This window comes from Phaeobacter piscinae (genome assembly GCF_002407245.1).
GTDB classification, from domain to species: domain Bacteria; phylum Pseudomonadota; class Alphaproteobacteria; order Rhodobacterales; family Rhodobacteraceae; genus Phaeobacter; species Phaeobacter piscinae.
In genome coordinates, this window is the sequence record NZ_CP010681.1 from 2,847,024 (window position 1) to 2,862,032 (window position 15,009).

Sequence of the window (15,009 nt, forward strand, 5' to 3'; positions counted from 1 at the left end):
GCCACCGGTAAAAAGTTCCCGATACGGGGGTGTGCCGGCTCTGGCCCTTTTGGCGCGAACCGCTTACATAGCTATGTCAAAGACACCCGATGGAGCCTCATCTGATGAGATCGAAAGACGGCCGCACCACAAAAGACGGCATTCGCATTTATGAGCCCGGCGATTTTGCCGGAATGCACGCGGCCGGGGCGCTGGCGGCCCGGATCCTTGACGATATTGCCGCCCATGTCGTGCCCGGTCAGACCACCGGTGAGCTGGACCGGCTGATCACCCAGATGGTGGAGGACGCAGGCGCGACCTCAGCGACCATAGGTTACAAAGGCTATCAGCACGCCAGCTGCATCAGCGTCAATCACGTGGTCTGCCATGGGATCCCCGGTGAGAAAAAGCTGAAGGATGGCGACATCCTGAATATCGACGTCACCGTGATTGTCGATGGCTGGTTTGGCGATACCAGCCGGATGTATGTGGCCGGCAAGCTGTCGCGCAAAACCGAACGACTGATCCAGGTGACACATGACTCCCTGATGAAGGGGATCGAGGCGGTGAAACCCGGCAACACATTTGGTGATATCGGCCACGCCATCCAGTCCTACGTCGAAGCGCAGCGCATGAGCGTGGTGCGGGATTTCTGCGGCCACGGTCTGGGTCAGGTGTTCCATGCCCCGCCCAACGTGCTGCACTATGGCCGCGCGGGTTCCGGTCCGGTGCTGGAGGAAGGCATGTTCTTTACCATCGAGCCAATGGTGAACCTTGGCCGTCCGGAAACCAAGATTCTGGCCGATGAATGGACCGCCGTGACCCGCGACAAATCGCTGTCTGCGCAGTTTGAACATTCGGTCGGGGTGACGGCAGATGGTGCTGAGATCTTCACGCTGTCGCCTGCGGGCAAGTTTCACCCGACCTACGGCTGAGACCGTATCACTCCACTAAAAAAGGGGCGGGCCATCTGGCGCGCCCCTTTGTCGTTCAGCGATACAGATTGCCCCGTACCGGTATCAGAGCTTGCAACGTTTGCGCTCTGCCAAGGCAACCAGAACCTCGTGACGCTCATTCGCGGCTTCAAGCGCCTGCTTGGCGTTGGAATGGTTGCCGATCACCGCGGGCCAGAACAACAGCGCGGCTGCGATATTCTCGCCGGACATGCTCTTGCCCTTCTTGGCTTCTTTGCGGATCTCTTCCAGCTGGTTCAGCTGCACCGCGATTTCGGTGCAGGTCAGCTTGGCATCACCCACCTGCGTTTTGGTGACAACATCGGGCGATACGCAGGCCGACAGGGCCAAGGCGCTGGCCAGGGCCAGGCCGATGCGGAGATTGAGTTTCATATTGTGTCCTACTTCAATTCTGCACATCTGAAATGAGATGCCGAACGGGCCGATTGATCGTCCGTTTTCCAGGCCGAATATGGCGAACATGAGTGCGTGTAAATCCTGCGGTCGGACTGCGGGGAGTTCCGCCAGGCAAAACGCATAGATTGCTGTGAAAATGTCGCACTCTACCTGAGAGTACCGTTAGGGACGCAGGCCGATCAGACGTGGGACATCTGTCATAGTGGTAATATGCTCGGCGTTATGCGGTGTCAGGCGGTGGCCCGTGCCGTGGGGATCAAAGCCGAGGCAGCGCATGCCAGCGCGGGCGGCGGCGATGGCGCCGTTTTCGCTGTCCTCGATCACCAGGCAGTCGCGGGCCTGCACATCGAAATGGCAGGCGGCGGCAAGGAACAGATCAGGGTCCGGTTTGCCGGTCTTGAGCGTATGAGCGGAGAACATGGCGTGGGGATGAAACAGATCCCAGAGGCCGTTCTGGCCAAGGGTGATGCGCATCTTTTCCTCGCTGCCGTTGGAGGCCACGCAAAAGGCGATGCCTCGCGCCTGCAATAGCGCCAGTAGATCGGACACCCCCGGCACCAGATCGACCCCCTGCCGCAGACGGCTATAGGTTTCCTCGTAGATCTCTGCGATCCAATCTTGGGGCAGGTCAGCGCCCCGCGCGATGGCCTTGGTGCGCACATCTGCCATGGTGCCACCGACAAAGAGATCCATACATTCCGCAAGTGACAGCTGAAGTCCGTGGCGTGCGAGGTTGTCGACCAGCACCTGATTGCTGAGCGTTTCGCTGTCGACCAAAACGCCGTCACAGTCGAAAATCACCAGTTTCGGCGTCGGATATGTGATCGGCATGAAATGCGTCCTCTGTTTTGGTGTTCAGCTCTCGCGCCACAGGAGGGTGATGTGCGTGTCGCCGTATTTGCGGCTGTCGTGCAGGGTAAATCCTGCGGGGGCTTGCATGGGGCTGCTTTCTTCCCAGATCACCAGCGCATCCTCAGTCAGCCAGCTGCCTTTGATCGCGGCGGTCAGCGCCTTCTGCCCCAAAGATTTACCATAAGGTGGATCGAGGAAGATCACATCACAGGGCGCGCCATCATTGACCGGCAGGCGGGTTGCATCGCGGCGAATAAGGCGCGCGCGGTCCTTAATCCGCAGCAGGTCGATGTTCTTGGTGATCAGCCCCTGCGAGACCCGGCCATCATCGACAAACACCGCATCCGCCGCGCCGCGCGACAGCGCCTCAAGCCCCAAGGCACCGGTGCCCGCGAACAGATCCAGCACCCGCAGCCCATCGAAATCGACCAGATGGCTCAACACGTTGAACAGGCTTTCGCGCACCCGGTCAGTGGTGGGGCGCAGATGGGCGCCTGCATCCCCCTTGCCCACGCTGGTGAGCGCGCGGCCTCGGAAATCTCCGGCGATGATCCTCATGCGCGCAGCAGCGGTTTCAGATCCGCCTCAGGGTCAGCCACCACGGTTTTGTCGGCGGTGCGTCCCGCCTCAATCAGGCGTTTGGCGACCATATAAGCGCGGGGATCATTCATCGCATCCACCGCCACCAGCTGATCGCCGGTGTAATACCAGAAGGACATGGTGCCATCCTGTCCCGCGCGGGTGACGACATTGTCGTAGCCGGTGTTGAGGCCCGCGATTTGCAGTTTGACGTCATATTGATCGGACCAGAACCAGGGCTTCGCCACATAGGTCTCCCCCGCGCCGAGCATATTGCGGGCAGCGACCTCTGCCTGATCAATGGCGTTGGGCACGCTTTCGAGCCGGATATGGCTGCCGCGATAGGGGAAGGAGGCGCAATCCCCGGCGGCCCAGATCGCGGGATCAGAAGTGCGCCCCTGCTCGTCCACCTTGATGCCGTTCTCCAGCGTCAGGCCCGCCGCCTCTGCCAGATCACATGCGGGGGTGATGCCAACGCCGACGATGACGAAATCCACCTCAACCGTTGAGCCATCGCTGAGCACGGCGCGGCTGACGGCCCCACCCTCGCCCTCCAGCCGCTCCAGTCCGATGCCTTCGCGAATCTCGACACCATGGCCTGTGTGCAGGCTGCGGAAATAGTCCGAGGTTTCCGGCGCAGCGACCCGTTGCAGGATGCGGTCGGCCATTTCCACCAGCGTGACGGAGACCCCGCGTTTGGCACAGACGGCGGCGGCCTCTAGCCCGATGTACCCACCGCCCACGATCAGCGTGCGCGCGCCGTCTTTGACCACGGGCGCCATGGCGTCCACATCTGCCAGATCGCGCAGCACGTAAACGCCGTTCAGATCACCACCAATAGCGGCAGGCAGACGGCGCGGACTGGACCCGGTGGTAAGCGCCAGCTGGTCGTAGTGCAGCACCTCATCCGCGAGGGTGACGGTCTTCTCCGCTGGGTCAATGGCCTGCACCTGTCGGCCAAGCTTCAGGGCAATATTGCTATCGACGTAGAAACTCTCAGGGCGCAGATAGAGCCGCTCCAGCTCCATCTCGCCCAGCAGATAGGCCTTGGAGAGGGGGGGACGCTGATAGGGCACGACCGGTTCGCTGCCGATCAGGGTGATTTCCCCGTCAAAGCCCTGCTTGCGCAGCTGAGCCACCAGCGAGGCGCCGGCCTGCCCTGCCCCGATCACGACGAAATGGGTCATGGTTCCCCTCTCTTTCTGCTGTCCCGGTCTGCGGCTGCTGGTTGTCACACGCCTCTGGCATGCCAGCTGCCCGACCCTATATGTGTGGGGATATAAAACACAATCACGGGAGAGGAACAGATCATGATTTCCGTTGGAGAAACCCTGCCTGAGGCGACACTGACCCGCATGGGGGCAGAGGGCCCTGAACAGGTGAGCATGGCGGAGCTCACCAAGGGGCGCACGGTTGCCATTTTTGCGGTGCCGGGCGCGTTTACCCCGACCTGCCATTCGGCCCATGTGCCCAGCTTCATCCGCAATAAGGACGCGTTGGCCGCCAAAGGCGTGGATGAAATCATCTGCATTGCGGGCAATGATCCCTTTGTGATGCAGGCCTGGTCGGAGGCCACGGGTGCCGGTGCTGCCGGTATCACCATGCTGTCGGACGCCGAATGCGGGTTTACCGATGCGATCGGGATGCGGCTGGATGCACCTGCGGCGGGTCTGATCGGGCGGTCGCTGCGCTATGCGATGTTGGCGCGCGATGGCAAGGTTGAAGTCATGAACGCCGAAGACAATCCCGGCCAATGTGAACTGTCTGCGGGCGAGGCGCTGCTGGACTCCATCGGCTGAGCCGCAAGTATCAAACAAACAAAGGCGCGGATCCAAGCCGCGCCTTAGTCTATTCATATCTGTCGGGTGGTGGCCGCTAAAGGCTCTCCATCTTGCGGGCGAGTTTTGCATCCAGCGCGCTGATGCCGCCGACATCATGGGTGGTCAGGGTCACGGTAACGGAGTTGTAGACGTTGCTCCATTCCGGGTGGTGATCCCATTTTTCGGCCCAGATTGCGGCGCGGGTCATCCAGCCGAAGGCATCGACAAAACTGTCGAATTTATAGGTCTTGGTGATGGCATCGCGGCCGTCGACCACCTGCCAACCGGCGCTGAACAGCGGATCCAGCAGCGGGCCGCGCGTGGCGTCTGAGAGTTTCTCGGTCATTGTTGCTCCTCCACATGGGGTTTGCGGAACGGACCGTAGTCCGTCAGGATCTCGATTTCTTCTTCGATGGCGCCGCGTTCGGCCTCCAGATAGCGGGCAATGGCATCGGCAAATCCCGGATCGCCCACCCAATGCAGACTATGCGTTTGCGTCGGCAGATAGCCACGCGCCAGCTTGTGTTCCCCCTGCGCGCCCGCCTCGACCCGGTCCAGCCCGCGGGCAATCGCCTGATCGATGGCCTGATAATAACACAGTTCGAAATGCAGGCAGGGGTGGTGTTCTTGGCACCCCCAGTAGCGGCCGTAAAGCGTGTCACGGCCTAGGAAATTCAACGCACCCGCGACCGGCATCCCGCCACGTTCGGCGAGAATCAGCACCATGTCGTCCGCCATGGTGTCATGCGCGATGTCGAAAAAGGCGCGGCTGAGATAGGGCGAGCCCCATTTGCGCGCGCCTGTGTCCTGATAGAAGGTCCAGAAGGCATCCCAATGTTCGGGGCGCAGATCGCTGCCGTGATAGGCGCGGATCTCCCCGCCAAAGCCCTGCGCCTGCGCGCGTTCCTTGCGGATGGTCTTGCGTTTGCGCGACGAGAGTGCGCCAAGGAAATCGTCAAAACTGCGGTAGCCGTCGTTCAGCCAGTGAAACTGTTGCGTGACACGGGCCATCAGCCCCATTTCGGCACCCATCTGCGCCTCATCCTCGGTGCAGAAGGTCACATGCAGGGAGGAGACGCGGTTGTCTGCCGCCAGCTGTACAGCCCCCTGCACCAGTGCGGACTGGCCCAGGCCTTCGAATTCCGGCTTTACCAGAAAACGCCGCCCTGTGGCCGGGGTAAAAGGCGCTGCGATCTGCAGCTTGGGGTAATAGCGCCCGCCCGCCTGTTCATAGGCATGGGCCCAGTTGTGGTCGAAGATATATTCGCCCTGACTGTGGGATTTGGCATACATCGGCGCGCAGGCGATCAGCTCGCCGTCGCGGCGCGCGGTCAGATACTGCGGCTGCCAGCCGGTGCCGCGCCCGACGGAACCGCTATCCTCCAGCGCGCTCAAAAACCGGTGCGTGGTGAAGGGATCTCGTGGGGCACCGCCGTTAGCGGCCTCAGGACAGGCGCAGGCGTCCCATTCCTCGGCCGATAGCTGCGACAGCGCGCCGAGCACTTCGATTTCAATCTGCGCCTGTTCCATTCAGTTCCTCCGCGACAGACAGTATCTGGGTCCGCCGCGGATGGGATCAAGCCGGGATATCAGAAAGATAGCGTTCAAAGGTGACATTATGCGCGATTTTGCGCGCCTCCTTTTCCATCGCGGCGGAGGTCACGGTCCAGCACAGCACCGGCACACCCTGGGCGCGCAGTTCCGCGACGTGCGGGCTGGTGAGATCGGCCACCTCATGGCTGATGAAACAGGAGCCGGAGCGGTCAAAATCCGGGATTGTGCGCAGATGGTCGCAGACCTCCGCCGTCAGCTCGGGCCAATGCTCAACCCTGTAGCTACTGGTGGTAATGCCACGCGGCCGACCCGGCGCCAAGCGCGCCAGTTCGACCACGGTATGCGGATTGAAAGACATCAGCGCGACCTCGCCCTTATAGTCTTTCAGCTGTTCCGCAGTATCGGCCTCAAGCGCGCCGATATTTGGCCCCATATTGCCGTCCTGATCCTTCAGCTCAATCAAGAGGGGCACCCGCCCATCAACCAGGTCGAGGACCTCAGCCAGATCCGGGATGCATTCGCCATCACCGCCCTTGAGAGGGATGGCGCGCAGCTGGTCGCGGGTGTGATCCGCAACAAGCCCAGCCCCCTCAGCCAGCCGTTCCAGATTGTAGTCATGGAACACCATGGCGCGCCCATCGGAGGACAGTTGCAGGTCCATTTCAATGCCATAGCCCGCTTCAATCGCCGCAAGAATGGCGGCGCGGCTGTTCTCCGGGCGACCATCGCGCACGTCGTGCAGCGCGCGATGGGTGATGGGCTGGCGCAGGAATGCGGCAGGCAGATCTGAGGTCATGAGATCTGGAACACGCCGTCGATTTCCACTGCCACACCCAGCGGCAGCGAGGGCGCGCTGACGGCGGCACGGGCATGGCGACCAGCATCGCCCAGCACCTCAACCATCAGGTCAGACGCCCCGTTCACCACCTGCGGCTGGTCAGTGAAGCTGTCGGTAGAATTGACAAACGCACCCAGTTTCACAACGCGCTTCAGACGGTTCAGATCACCGCCACAGGCAGCTTTCAGCTGCGCCAGCAGCGCGATGGCGCATTGGCGGGCGGCTTTCTGACCGGCGGCTACATCCATATCCGCACCCAGTTTGCCGGTGATCAGACCCTCAGGCCCGGCAGAGATCTGGCCGGAGATATAGACCATATTATCGACCACCACATAGGGCACATAGTTGGCTGCGGGGGCCGGTGCGCTTGGCAGTTGAATGCCCAGATCTTTGAGTTTGGCTTCGATATCCATGGATGTGGTCCTTTGCGTCGGGTTTTGCGGAACGCTAACCGGGAAGCGGCAGGGCGGAAAGCAAAAAACCGCCCCTGAAGGGACGGTTTTGCGACGCGGGGCACACTGGGCGGCGCCGTGCTGTTCAGCTTTCCCGGAAGGCGCGCACGAAGTAATCCGCAAGCGGTTTCACCAGATAGCCAAGCGGGGTTCGGTCAGCGGTGCGGATATAGCCCTCAACTGGCATGCCGGGAATGAGCACGGTGCCTTCGGGCAGGGTCTCCAGCTGACCGGGGTTCAGTTCGATTTCGGTCCGGTAGTAGGAGAGCTTGCTGGACTGATCCTCAAACGCATCGGCGGAGACCTGTTTCACCGAGCCGAACAGTTCCGGCGTCGAACGTTGATCCAGCGCCGGGAAGCGCAGGGTCACCGCCTGACCGACAAAGATCTGATCAACATCCGTGGGTGCCACCTGCGCGGCAATTACCAGCGGTCGATCCTGTGGCACCAGATACAGCACCGGATCCGCCGCCCGGATCACCGAGCGGGGCGTGTGCACCTGCAGGCCGTATACCACCCCTGACACCGGCGCCGTGATATCGAGCCGCGCCAGGCGGTCCTTCAACGCGCGACGGGTCTCGGCCAGTTCCAACTCCTGATAGCGCAAATCACGCAGGCGGGTGATCGCCTCTTCGCGCTGCTGGGTGCCGAGTTTCAGGATCTCGATATCAATCTCGGTGATGCGCCCCTCGGCCTGCGCTTCGGTGGCGATCAGCTCGCCCAGCGAGCCCTGTAAATCGGCCTCGGTCCGACGCAGGTTCAGGACGGTGCCGGCCTGCGCCAATCCACGGTCCAGCAGGGACTGCTGGTTGGCCAGCTCCTCCTCGATCAGGTTAAGCTGGGTGCGGCGCGAGGCCTGTTGGGCACGGACGCCGGTGATCTGATCCTGGATCTGGGTACGGCGCTTCTCCAACTGGTCAATTTCCCGCGCGACGGACTCTTTGCGGGCCTGAAACAGGCGGACCTGCCCCTGCATCAGATCCGCCACCTCTGGTCGGGTTTCCGCCAGGTCGTGCAGTTCAGCGTCGAACTCTACCGTCTCAGCGCTGTCGCGTTCCGCATCAAGGCGGGCACGGCGGGCCATCAGCTCAAACAGCTGTCCTTCGGTGATGACCAGTTGAGAGCGCAGCTCCTTCGCATCCAGACGCAGAAGAACCTCCCCCTCGGCGACGGTGTCGCCCTCCTCCACCAGAATTTCCTGCACGATGCCGCCGTCCAGATGCTGGACAACCTGCCGGTTGCGGTCAACCTCGATCCGGCCTGAGGCGACAACCGCGCCGGCAATCGACGTGGCAACCGACCATGTTCCAAAACCGCCAAGCAGGATCAGCACCCCAACCAGCCCGATGATCAGCGGGCGGCGGGCGGACCAGGAATTGGTCTCAGGTTTGCTCTGGTTCATCGCACACCTCCCGGCGCTGCCTGTTGAATGCTTTGGTGGTTGGACACCATCTCGCGCAGCACCTTATCCTTGGGCCCGAAGGCAGTCTGAACCCCCTGATCAATCACCAACAGCAGGTCACATTCCTGAATCGCGGCGGGGCGATGGGCCATGATCAGCACCGAATGGCCATCGGCCTTCAGCTGCTTGATCGCGCGGTTCAGCGCTACCGACCCATCATTGTCGAGGTTTGAGTTCGGCTCATCCAGAATGACGATCACCGGATCATCATAAAGCGCGCGGGCCAGTGCGACCCGCTGCATCTGCCCACCGGACAGCCGCCCGCCCCCGGCAGTGATATGGGTGTCATAGCCGTCAGGCAGATGCACGATCATGTCATGGGCGGCGGCTTTCTTCGCCGCGGCGACCACTTTGGCGGAATCCGGGTTGGAGGACAGGCGGGCAATGTTCTGCGCGATGGTGCCTTCGAACAGCTGCACCCGCTGTGGCAGATAGCCAATGTTCTGGCCCAGCACCTCCGGCGCGTATTGATCGAGCGAAGCCCCATCCAGCCGGACGGTGCCCGCCGCCGGGCGCCAGGCCCCGGTCAGCGCCCGTGCAAGAGTGGATTTGCCCGAGCCGGACGGACCAATCACGCCAATCGCCTGTCCCGGCTGCACCCGGAAGCTGACATTGCGCAGCTGCGGGCGGTTGTCGCCGGGCGGCACCACGGCCAGGGCCTGCACTTCAAGATTGGCGGTCGGCTTGGGCAATTCGGTCCGCTCGGCCTCTTCCGGCACCTTGTCGAGCAACTCGGCAAGATTGCGCCATCCCTTGAGGGCGCGCTGCACCATGGCCCATTGGCCAAGCGCCAGTTCGATAGGCGCCAGCGCCCGGCCCATCAGAATGGAGCCTGCGATCATCGCCCCGGCAGTGACCTGGTTCTGCAGCACCAGATAGGCGCCCAGACCCAGCATCGCCGATTGCAGGAACAGGCGTAGGGTCTTGGTCAGTGTGGTGAAGCCTCCCCCGACGTCACTGGCGGTGACACTGTCGACCAATGCGGCGTCACGGCCTGCCTTCCAGCGTTGAAAGGCCGCGTGGCGCATGCCCATCGACTGAATCATCTCCGCCTCGGTGCGGATTTCCTCTGACATCAGATTGGCACGGTGGCCGGACATGCCCGCCTGCATCTGCGGGCGGCGTGACAGGAACTGGTTCAGCACTGCGATGGCAATGAGAACCGCGCCGCCACCAAGGGCAAGAAGCCCCAGCCAGGGATGAAACAGGGCAATGCCAAAGAGAAAGATAGGCGTCCACGGCAGGTCGAATGCAGCCCCAAGCACCGGCGAGGCGATCAGTCGCTGTACAGATTCCAGATCGCTGAGGCCGGTCTGGGCCACCGGATCCTGCGCCACCGCAGAACGGCGGATCATCGCATCAAACACGCGTTGGTCCAGCCCAGCCTGAAACCGCGCCCCGACACGCGCCAGAATGCGGCCCCGCGCGTAATCCAGAACCCCCATAGTGCCATAGAGAAACACCACCAGAAGCGACAGCGCGATGAGGGTCGCCACCGATCGGCTGCCGAGTACCCGGTCATAGACCTGCATCATATAGAGAGGGCCAGTCAGCATCAGCATGTTCACAAAGAAACTGAAAATGCCGACCGACCAATAGAGGCCGCGACTGCGGCGACGATGCGCGCGCAGCTCCTCCAATCCGGATTTATGAGAGGTTTTCGTCATGAGAGGCCTGCAATTCCCTATCGATATGCCCTATGTATCAGCCACGCGCGCAGAAATCTGGACCTTCACATGTTCCAAATCTGCCACAACAGTGTAAACAAGCTCAGTCTCCGACTAGGCAGAGACGAGAAACATAATAAGTGGGTCCGGTATGCCCACAGCAGACAGATTGGACACCGAAGCGCATGACCTTCCCGCTGCGACCTTTTGTATTGATGGCCCTGGTAACTGTTACGTCGGCACTGGCAGGCTGTGCAACCCAAGATAGCGTCTCGCGCAACTCGGGTGAGGTGTTTGATCCCTATGAGAACACCAACCGGTCGATCCACAATTTCAACCGCGGTGTTGACCGCTTTGCCTTTCGCCCTGCTGCCAAGGGCTACGTGGCGGTTGTCCCTCCGGATATGGTGAAGAGTTTCAACAACTTCGCCGAGAACCTGTCGATGCCGGGCCAGGCGGTAAACGCGCTGCTGCAAGGCAACCTGAAGGAATCCGGCATTGCCCTGTCGCGGTTTGTGGTCAACACGATCTTTGGCATTGGTGGTCTTGGCGATCCGGCGTCGGATTTCAATATGCCGCGGGTGGATACGAATTTCGGCGAAACCCTGCATGTCTGGGGTGTTGGCGAAGGGGCGTATGTGGAATTGCCGTTTTTTGGCCCGTCGACCGCACGCGATGGCACCGGCATTCTGGTCGATTTCTTCACCAACCCGATCAGCTATGCTCGGCATAATCCAGCCGACAACATTGGCGTTTACGCCGAGGTGGTGCGCCGTCTGGGGGATCGTGGCACATATTCCGACACCATCGACTCGATTTTGTATGAGAGTGCAGACAGCTACGCGCAGGCGCGGCTGATCTACCTGCAAAATCGCCGTTTTGAGTTGGGCGGCGATCAAAGCGAATACGAAGGGATCTATGGCGATCCCTATTCAGATCCGTATGAGGACATCTATGCCGAGTAATTTTCTGACCCGTCGCAGTTTTCTGGCCGCTGGCATTGCCTTTGTCGGGCTTGCCGCCCTGCCAGGCAAGCTACTTGCCCTGACCGAAGCTGGTGCGCGCACCCTTGTTGGCAGCGTTGTAGGCGATATCAACAAGGTCATTGCCTCCGGAAAATCCGAAAGCGCGATGATCCGCGACTTTGAAAAGATCTTTGTCCGCTATGCAGATGTGAACATTATGGCCCGCTATGCGCTGGGAGTGGATGCCCGCCGGGCCAGCGCAGCACAGATGCGCGCCTTTTCGGGCGCATTCCAGAGCTATATCGCCCGTAAATACGGCAGACGGTTCCGCGAATTCATCGGTGGCTCAGTCGAGGTGCAATCCGCGCGCAAGATCAAGGCTGGCTATGAGATCAAATCACTGGCCAAGCTGAAAGGTCAGGCGCCGTTCGAGGTGACCTTCCTCGTGTCGGATAAATCCGGGCGCGACAAGTTTTACAACATGTTCATCGAAGGCGTGAACCTGCTGCTGACCGAGCGGACCGAGATCGGCGCCATCCTTGACCGCAACAAGGGCGACATCAACAAGCTGATCGCTGAGCTGAAGCGGTTGAGCTGAGCGGCTGACACCTCAAGCACCAATGAGAGCAAAAAGAAGGGGCCAAGCGGCCCCTTTGTCATGTCAGGGTTAAAGACAGAGGTGGCACCGTACAGCGTTTGCGCACAGCGCCCTTCTCTGTTCGGTAGGTTTGAAACCCCATTGCCTCATAATACGCCTGCGCTCCTAGATTGTCGGCACCGATGGTTGCTTCGATCCAGCTTAGCCCCGCCGTTTGAGCAGCGCGCAGGTTATGGGCAAAAAGCGCCTGACCGATGCCCTGCCGCCCCAGATTGAGCCGCACATAGGTTCCAATGATCCCCCATCCTGGCTCAACCTCATAGGTGTTGCCGGGAACCGCCAGCCTGAGAGACTGAAACCCGACGATCCCGTCAGGACCTTCGCAAACCGCGCACTCGATCCGTTCAGGATGGCCGATATAGGCGGCCAGCACATGCGCGGGGTCTCCGGGGCGGGTGCTGTTCCAATCGGTCAACACCTCCCTTAACACCATGCTCATCCCGGTTTCGTCACCGGGACAGGCCGATCTGATGGATAGGTGATCCGCTAGGGGCATGTCTGATCAATTCCCGAAGATATCGCGCAGCAGGCCATCCACCGCACGACCCAGCTCCTGCCCGACATTGGGACGCTGGCGGCGTCGGGGCTGCGGTTGCGGCGGCGGGGCGATGGGTTTGGGCGCAATCATCGGCAGCGGTTTGGGCGTCAGCCCGTCATGCACCCGCACCATGACCTCGCGCCAGATATCAGCGGGCAAGCCCCCACCCGTCACACCGGAGAGCGGCGTGTTGTCGTCATAGCCCATCCAGACACCGGCCACGTAGTCGGCGGTGAAACCAACGAACCAGGCATCGCGTGCGGCCTGCGTGGTGCCGGTTTTACCTGCGGCCTGCCAGCCGGGGATCTGGGCGCGACGACCGCTGCCCTGTGAGACCACCTGCTCCATCATCCAGATCAACTCCCGCGCGGCCTTGGTCTGGATCACCCGCTCCCCAAGACCGCCACTGGCCCCCATCATGGGTGTGTTGTCACCGATCAATGTCAGCTCCGTCACCCCGTAAGGGGTCACCGATGAGCCACCGTTGAGAATGCCTGCATAGGCACCGGTCATATCGATCAGTGTGCTTTCCGATGCGCCGAGCGCCAGTGCAGGACCAGCGGCCAGTTCACTGTCCAGTCCGAAGTCGCCCGCGACGCGGCGCACCAGATCGCGGCCCACGGCCTCGGAAACCTTGACGGCCGGGATATTCAGCGAGTCGCGCAGAGCCCGCGCCAACGTCACCTCGCCATAGAATTTCCGGGTGTAGTTCTTGGGGCACCATTGGCCAGAACCCGGCACATCCAGGCAATATTGCGCGTCCAGAACCCGGTCGAGCGGTGAATACCCCAGCTCCAGCGCCGTGGCATAGACGAAGGGTTTGAAGGCCGAGCCGGTCTGGCGCTTGGCCTGTGCGGCACGGTTGAACACGCCCGACACACGAGACTTGCGCCCGCCAACCATGGCGCGGACTGCGCCATCCGCGCTCATCACCACGATGGCGGCCTGTGCCTTCGATCCCTTGCGGACCTTGGTATCAAACACATGGTTCAGCGCGTCCTCGGCGGCGCGTTGCAGGCGCTGGTCGATGGTGGTGCGGATCACCACATCTTCTGTTGTCTCGCTGCCAAAGAAGTCCGGAATGGTATCCATGACCCAATCGGCAAAATACCCCCCCGCACGGGCGGCGGCAGCCTCGCTCAGCACAGCGGGGCTGTTCTGGGCTGAACGCATCTCAGCCGTTGTCAGATAGCCCTGCTCCTGCATCAGCCGCAGCACGGTGGCGGCACGATCCTGCGAACGTTGCAAGTTGTTGGTCGGTGCCAGCGTTGATGGCGCAGTCAACAGGCCCGCCAGCATCGCCGCCTCCGCTGCATCCACCTGATTGGCAGATTTGCCAAAATAGCGCTGCGCCGCAGCCTCCGCACCATAGGCGCCGCCCCCGAGATAGGCGCGGTTCATGTAGATCGAGAGGATCTCATCCTTGGTGTATTTGGCCTCCATCGCCATCGCGAAGATGGCTTCCTTGGCCTTGCGCCAAAGCGAGCCTTGGCGACAGTCGCGCTCATACGCCCGCTCGCTCTCCCATTCTGTGGGATCATAAACGACACCAAGGCAAAGCAGTTTGGCGGTTTGCTGGGTGATGGTGGAGCCGCCATGACCGGACAGCGGACCGCGTCCCTCTCGCAAGTTGATGCGCACAGCACTGGCGACACCGCGGGGCGACACGCCAAAGTGGCGGTAGAACCGTTTGTCCTCAGTCGCGACGATGGCGTTCTTGAGAAAGGGCGACACCGTGTCACTGGTGACGACACCGCCGAACTGATCGCCGCGCCAGGCAAAGACCTCACCGTTGCGATCGGTCAGGGTGACGGAGCCGCGTGCGCGCCCGTCGAGCAGGGCTGAGGCGTCCGGCAGTTTCATGTAGTGATACCCCACAGCCAACGCCACAAGCGCTGTCGAGATCATGCCGACACGCCAGGTAAACCCCCAGGCAAGCCGGAACGCCCAACGGAATGGGGCCAGGATCAGCGCGAGGAGCCGCCCCAGCAGCGTCTTGGGCTTCTGCGGTTTGCGTGGCCCCCGGCCACCGCCCCCGCCGCCGCCAGCTCTACCACCGGTTTTGCGCCCGCCACCGAACAGGCCAAACCAGCCGGATTTGCGCCGTGTCGTGGTGGATTTTGGCCGTGGTTTGGCCTTGCGCGCAGAGGGTTTGCCCTGCGTGCCGCGCCCCGCTGTCGCGTAGCGCTTGTCTGCGACCAGAGGTCGGCGCCGCGTTCCTTGTGCCATCTTCCAGATCCTGCCCGGTTTGCCCGTTTTGCGAACAATACCGCGT

General features: G+C 61.6%; 16 protein-coding genes. 4 read left to right on the forward strand and 12 right to left on the reverse strand.

Annotation, left to right across the window (positions count from 1 at the left end; genetic code table 11):
• Positions 1–104 precede the first annotated feature (104 nt).
• Positions 105–914, forward strand: coding sequence for a type I methionyl aminopeptidase (gene map / locus phaeop14_RS13365; protein ID WP_040174854.1), 810 nt, complete (start codon positions 105–107; stop codon positions 912–914).
• Positions 915–998: 84 nt separating this feature from the next.
• Here map and phaeop14_RS13370 read toward each other — a convergent pair whose 3' ends face one another.
• The 4 genes from phaeop14_RS13370 to phaeop14_RS13385 all read right to left on the reverse strand — a co-directional run bounded on the left by phaeop14_RS13370 (position 999) and on the right by phaeop14_RS13385 (position 3,967).
• Positions 999–1,325, reverse strand: a complete 327-nt coding sequence (locus phaeop14_RS13370; protein WP_014875807.1) for a hypothetical protein — start codon at positions 1,323–1,325, stop codon at positions 999–1,001.
• Positions 1,326–1,511: 186 nt separating this feature from the next.
• A complete protein-coding gene (locus phaeop14_RS13375; protein WP_096789839.1) occupies positions 1,512–2,180 on the reverse strand; it encodes an HAD family hydrolase in 669 nt (222 codons plus the stop codon).
• A gap of 24 nt (positions 2,181–2,204) precedes the next feature.
• A complete protein-coding gene (gene rsmD, locus phaeop14_RS13380) occupies positions 2,205–2,759 on the reverse strand; it encodes a 16S rRNA (guanine(966)-N(2))-methyltransferase RsmD (RefSeq protein ID WP_096789840.1) in 555 nt (184 codons plus the stop codon).
• Positions 2,756–3,967, reverse strand: coding sequence for an NAD(P)/FAD-dependent oxidoreductase (locus tag phaeop14_RS13385; protein ID WP_096789841.1), 1,212 nt, complete (start codon positions 3,965–3,967; stop codon positions 2,756–2,758). Before phaeop14_RS13385 ends, rsmD begins: the two co-directional genes overlap by 4 nt.
• Before the next feature lie 123 nt (positions 3,968–4,090).
• Here phaeop14_RS13385 and phaeop14_RS13390 point away from each other — a divergent pair, with 123 nt between their 5' ends.
• Positions 4,091–4,579, forward strand: coding sequence for a peroxiredoxin (locus phaeop14_RS13390; RefSeq protein WP_040174426.1), 489 nt, complete (start codon positions 4,091–4,093; stop codon positions 4,577–4,579).
• A 76-nt stretch (positions 4,580–4,655) separates the two neighbouring features.
• Here the strand turns inward: phaeop14_RS13390 and phaeop14_RS13395 are convergent, their stop codons facing one another.
• The 6 genes from phaeop14_RS13395 to phaeop14_RS13420 all read right to left on the reverse strand — a co-directional run bounded on the left by phaeop14_RS13395 (position 4,656) and on the right by phaeop14_RS13420 (position 10,573).
• Positions 4,656–4,946, reverse strand: coding sequence for a 4a-hydroxytetrahydrobiopterin dehydratase (locus phaeop14_RS13395; RefSeq protein ID WP_040174427.1), 291 nt, complete (start codon positions 4,944–4,946; stop codon positions 4,656–4,658).
• Positions 4,943–6,130: a GNAT family N-acetyltransferase gene (locus tag phaeop14_RS13400; protein ID WP_096789842.1), complete on the reverse strand. Its 1,188-nt coding sequence runs from the start codon at positions 6,128–6,130 to the stop codon at positions 4,943–4,945. The genes phaeop14_RS13395 and phaeop14_RS13400 overlap by 4 nt, the downstream gene beginning before the upstream one ends.
• A gap of 46 nt (positions 6,131–6,176) precedes the next feature.
• Positions 6,177–6,950: a glycerophosphodiester phosphodiesterase family protein gene (locus tag phaeop14_RS13405; RefSeq protein ID WP_096789843.1), complete on the reverse strand. Its 774-nt coding sequence runs from the start codon at positions 6,948–6,950 to the stop codon at positions 6,177–6,179.
• Positions 6,947–7,405 (reverse strand): RidA family protein, encoded by a 459-nt coding sequence (locus phaeop14_RS13410; RefSeq protein WP_040174435.1) that lies wholly within the window; start codon positions 7,403–7,405, stop codon positions 6,947–6,949. The genes phaeop14_RS13405 and phaeop14_RS13410 overlap by 4 nt, the downstream gene beginning before the upstream one ends.
• Before the next feature lie 124 nt (positions 7,406–7,529).
• Positions 7,530–8,846 carry an HlyD family type I secretion periplasmic adaptor subunit gene (locus phaeop14_RS13415; RefSeq protein ID WP_040174437.1) on the reverse strand — a complete coding sequence of 439 codons (1,317 nt, stop codon included), beginning with the start codon at positions 8,844–8,846 and terminating at the stop codon, positions 7,530–7,532.
• Entirely contained in the window at positions 8,843–10,573 is a 1,731-nt protein-coding gene (locus phaeop14_RS13420; protein ID WP_040174440.1) for a type I secretion system permease/ATPase, read from the reverse strand. Before phaeop14_RS13420 ends, phaeop14_RS13415 begins: the two co-directional genes overlap by 4 nt.
• Positions 10,574–10,758: 185 nt before the next feature.
• On the opposite strand from phaeop14_RS13420, the gene phaeop14_RS13425 reads away from it, so the two are divergent.
• Positions 10,759–11,538 carry an MlaA family lipoprotein gene (locus phaeop14_RS13425; RefSeq protein ID WP_040181154.1) on the forward strand — a complete coding sequence of 260 codons (780 nt, stop codon included), beginning with the start codon at positions 10,759–10,761 and terminating at the stop codon, positions 11,536–11,538.
• Positions 11,528–12,136: an MlaC/ttg2D family ABC transporter substrate-binding protein gene (locus phaeop14_RS13430; protein WP_040174444.1), complete on the forward strand. Its 609-nt coding sequence runs from the start codon at positions 11,528–11,530 to the stop codon at positions 12,134–12,136. Before phaeop14_RS13425 ends, phaeop14_RS13430 begins: the two co-directional genes overlap by 11 nt.
• Positions 12,137–12,194: 58 nt before the next feature.
• On the opposite strand, the gene phaeop14_RS13435 is transcribed toward phaeop14_RS13430, so the two are convergent.
• Together phaeop14_RS13435 and phaeop14_RS13440 are read right to left on the reverse strand one after the other, a co-directional pair.
• Positions 12,195–12,614 carry a GNAT family N-acetyltransferase gene (locus tag phaeop14_RS13435; protein ID WP_244905836.1) on the reverse strand — a complete coding sequence of 140 codons (420 nt, stop codon included), beginning with the start codon at positions 12,612–12,614 and terminating at the stop codon, positions 12,195–12,197.
• 84 nt (positions 12,615–12,698) lie between these two features.
• Positions 12,699–14,963, reverse strand: coding sequence for a transglycosylase domain-containing protein (locus phaeop14_RS13440; protein WP_096790320.1), 2,265 nt, complete (start codon positions 14,961–14,963; stop codon positions 12,699–12,701).
• Positions 14,964–15,009 lie beyond the last annotated feature (46 nt).

Excerpts from the sequence above, each read along its gene's own strand:
- map (WP_040174854.1), top strand. The coding sequence starts at position 105 with ATGAGATCGAAAGACGGCCGCACCACAAAAGACGGCATTCGCATTTAT.
- phaeop14_RS13370 (WP_014875807.1), bottom strand. The coding sequence starts at position 1,325 with ATGAAACTCAATCTCCGCATCGGCCTGGCCCTGGCCAGCGCCTTGGCC.
- phaeop14_RS13375 (WP_096789839.1), bottom strand. The coding sequence starts at position 2,180 with ATGCCGATCACATATCCGACGCCGAAACTGGTGATTTTCGACTGTGAC.
- rsmD (WP_096789840.1), bottom strand. The coding sequence starts at position 2,759 with ATGAGGATCATCGCCGGAGATTTCCGAGGCCGCGCGCTCACCAGCGTG.
- phaeop14_RS13385 (WP_096789841.1), bottom strand. The coding sequence starts at position 3,967 with ATGACCCATTTCGTCGTGATCGGGGCAGGGCAGGCCGGCGCCTCGCTG.
- phaeop14_RS13390 (WP_040174426.1), top strand. The coding sequence starts at position 4,091 with ATGATTTCCGTTGGAGAAACCCTGCCTGAGGCGACACTGACCCGCATG.
- phaeop14_RS13395 (WP_040174427.1), bottom strand. The coding sequence starts at position 4,946 with ATGACCGAGAAACTCTCAGACGCCACGCGCGGCCCGCTGCTGGATCCG.
- phaeop14_RS13400 (WP_096789842.1), bottom strand. The coding sequence starts at position 6,130 with ATGGAACAGGCGCAGATTGAAATCGAAGTGCTCGGCGCGCTGTCGCAG.
- phaeop14_RS13405 (WP_096789843.1), bottom strand. The coding sequence starts at position 6,950 with ATGACCTCAGATCTGCCTGCCGCATTCCTGCGCCAGCCCATCACCCAT.
- phaeop14_RS13410 (WP_040174435.1), bottom strand. The coding sequence starts at position 7,405 with ATGGATATCGAAGCCAAACTCAAAGATCTGGGCATTCAACTGCCAAGC.
- phaeop14_RS13415 (WP_040174437.1), bottom strand. The coding sequence starts at position 8,846 with ATGAACCAGAGCAAACCTGAGACCAATTCCTGGTCCGCCCGCCGCCCG.
- phaeop14_RS13420 (WP_040174440.1), bottom strand. The coding sequence starts at position 10,573 with ATGACGAAAACCTCTCATAAATCCGGATTGGAGGAGCTGCGCGCGCAT.
- phaeop14_RS13425 (WP_040181154.1), top strand. The coding sequence starts at position 10,759 with ATGACCTTCCCGCTGCGACCTTTTGTATTGATGGCCCTGGTAACTGTT.
- phaeop14_RS13430 (WP_040174444.1), top strand. The coding sequence starts at position 11,528 with ATGCCGAGTAATTTTCTGACCCGTCGCAGTTTTCTGGCCGCTGGCATT.
- phaeop14_RS13440 (WP_096790320.1), bottom strand. The coding sequence starts at position 14,963 with ATGGCACAAGGAACGCGGCGCCGACCTCTGGTCGCAGACAAGCGCTAC.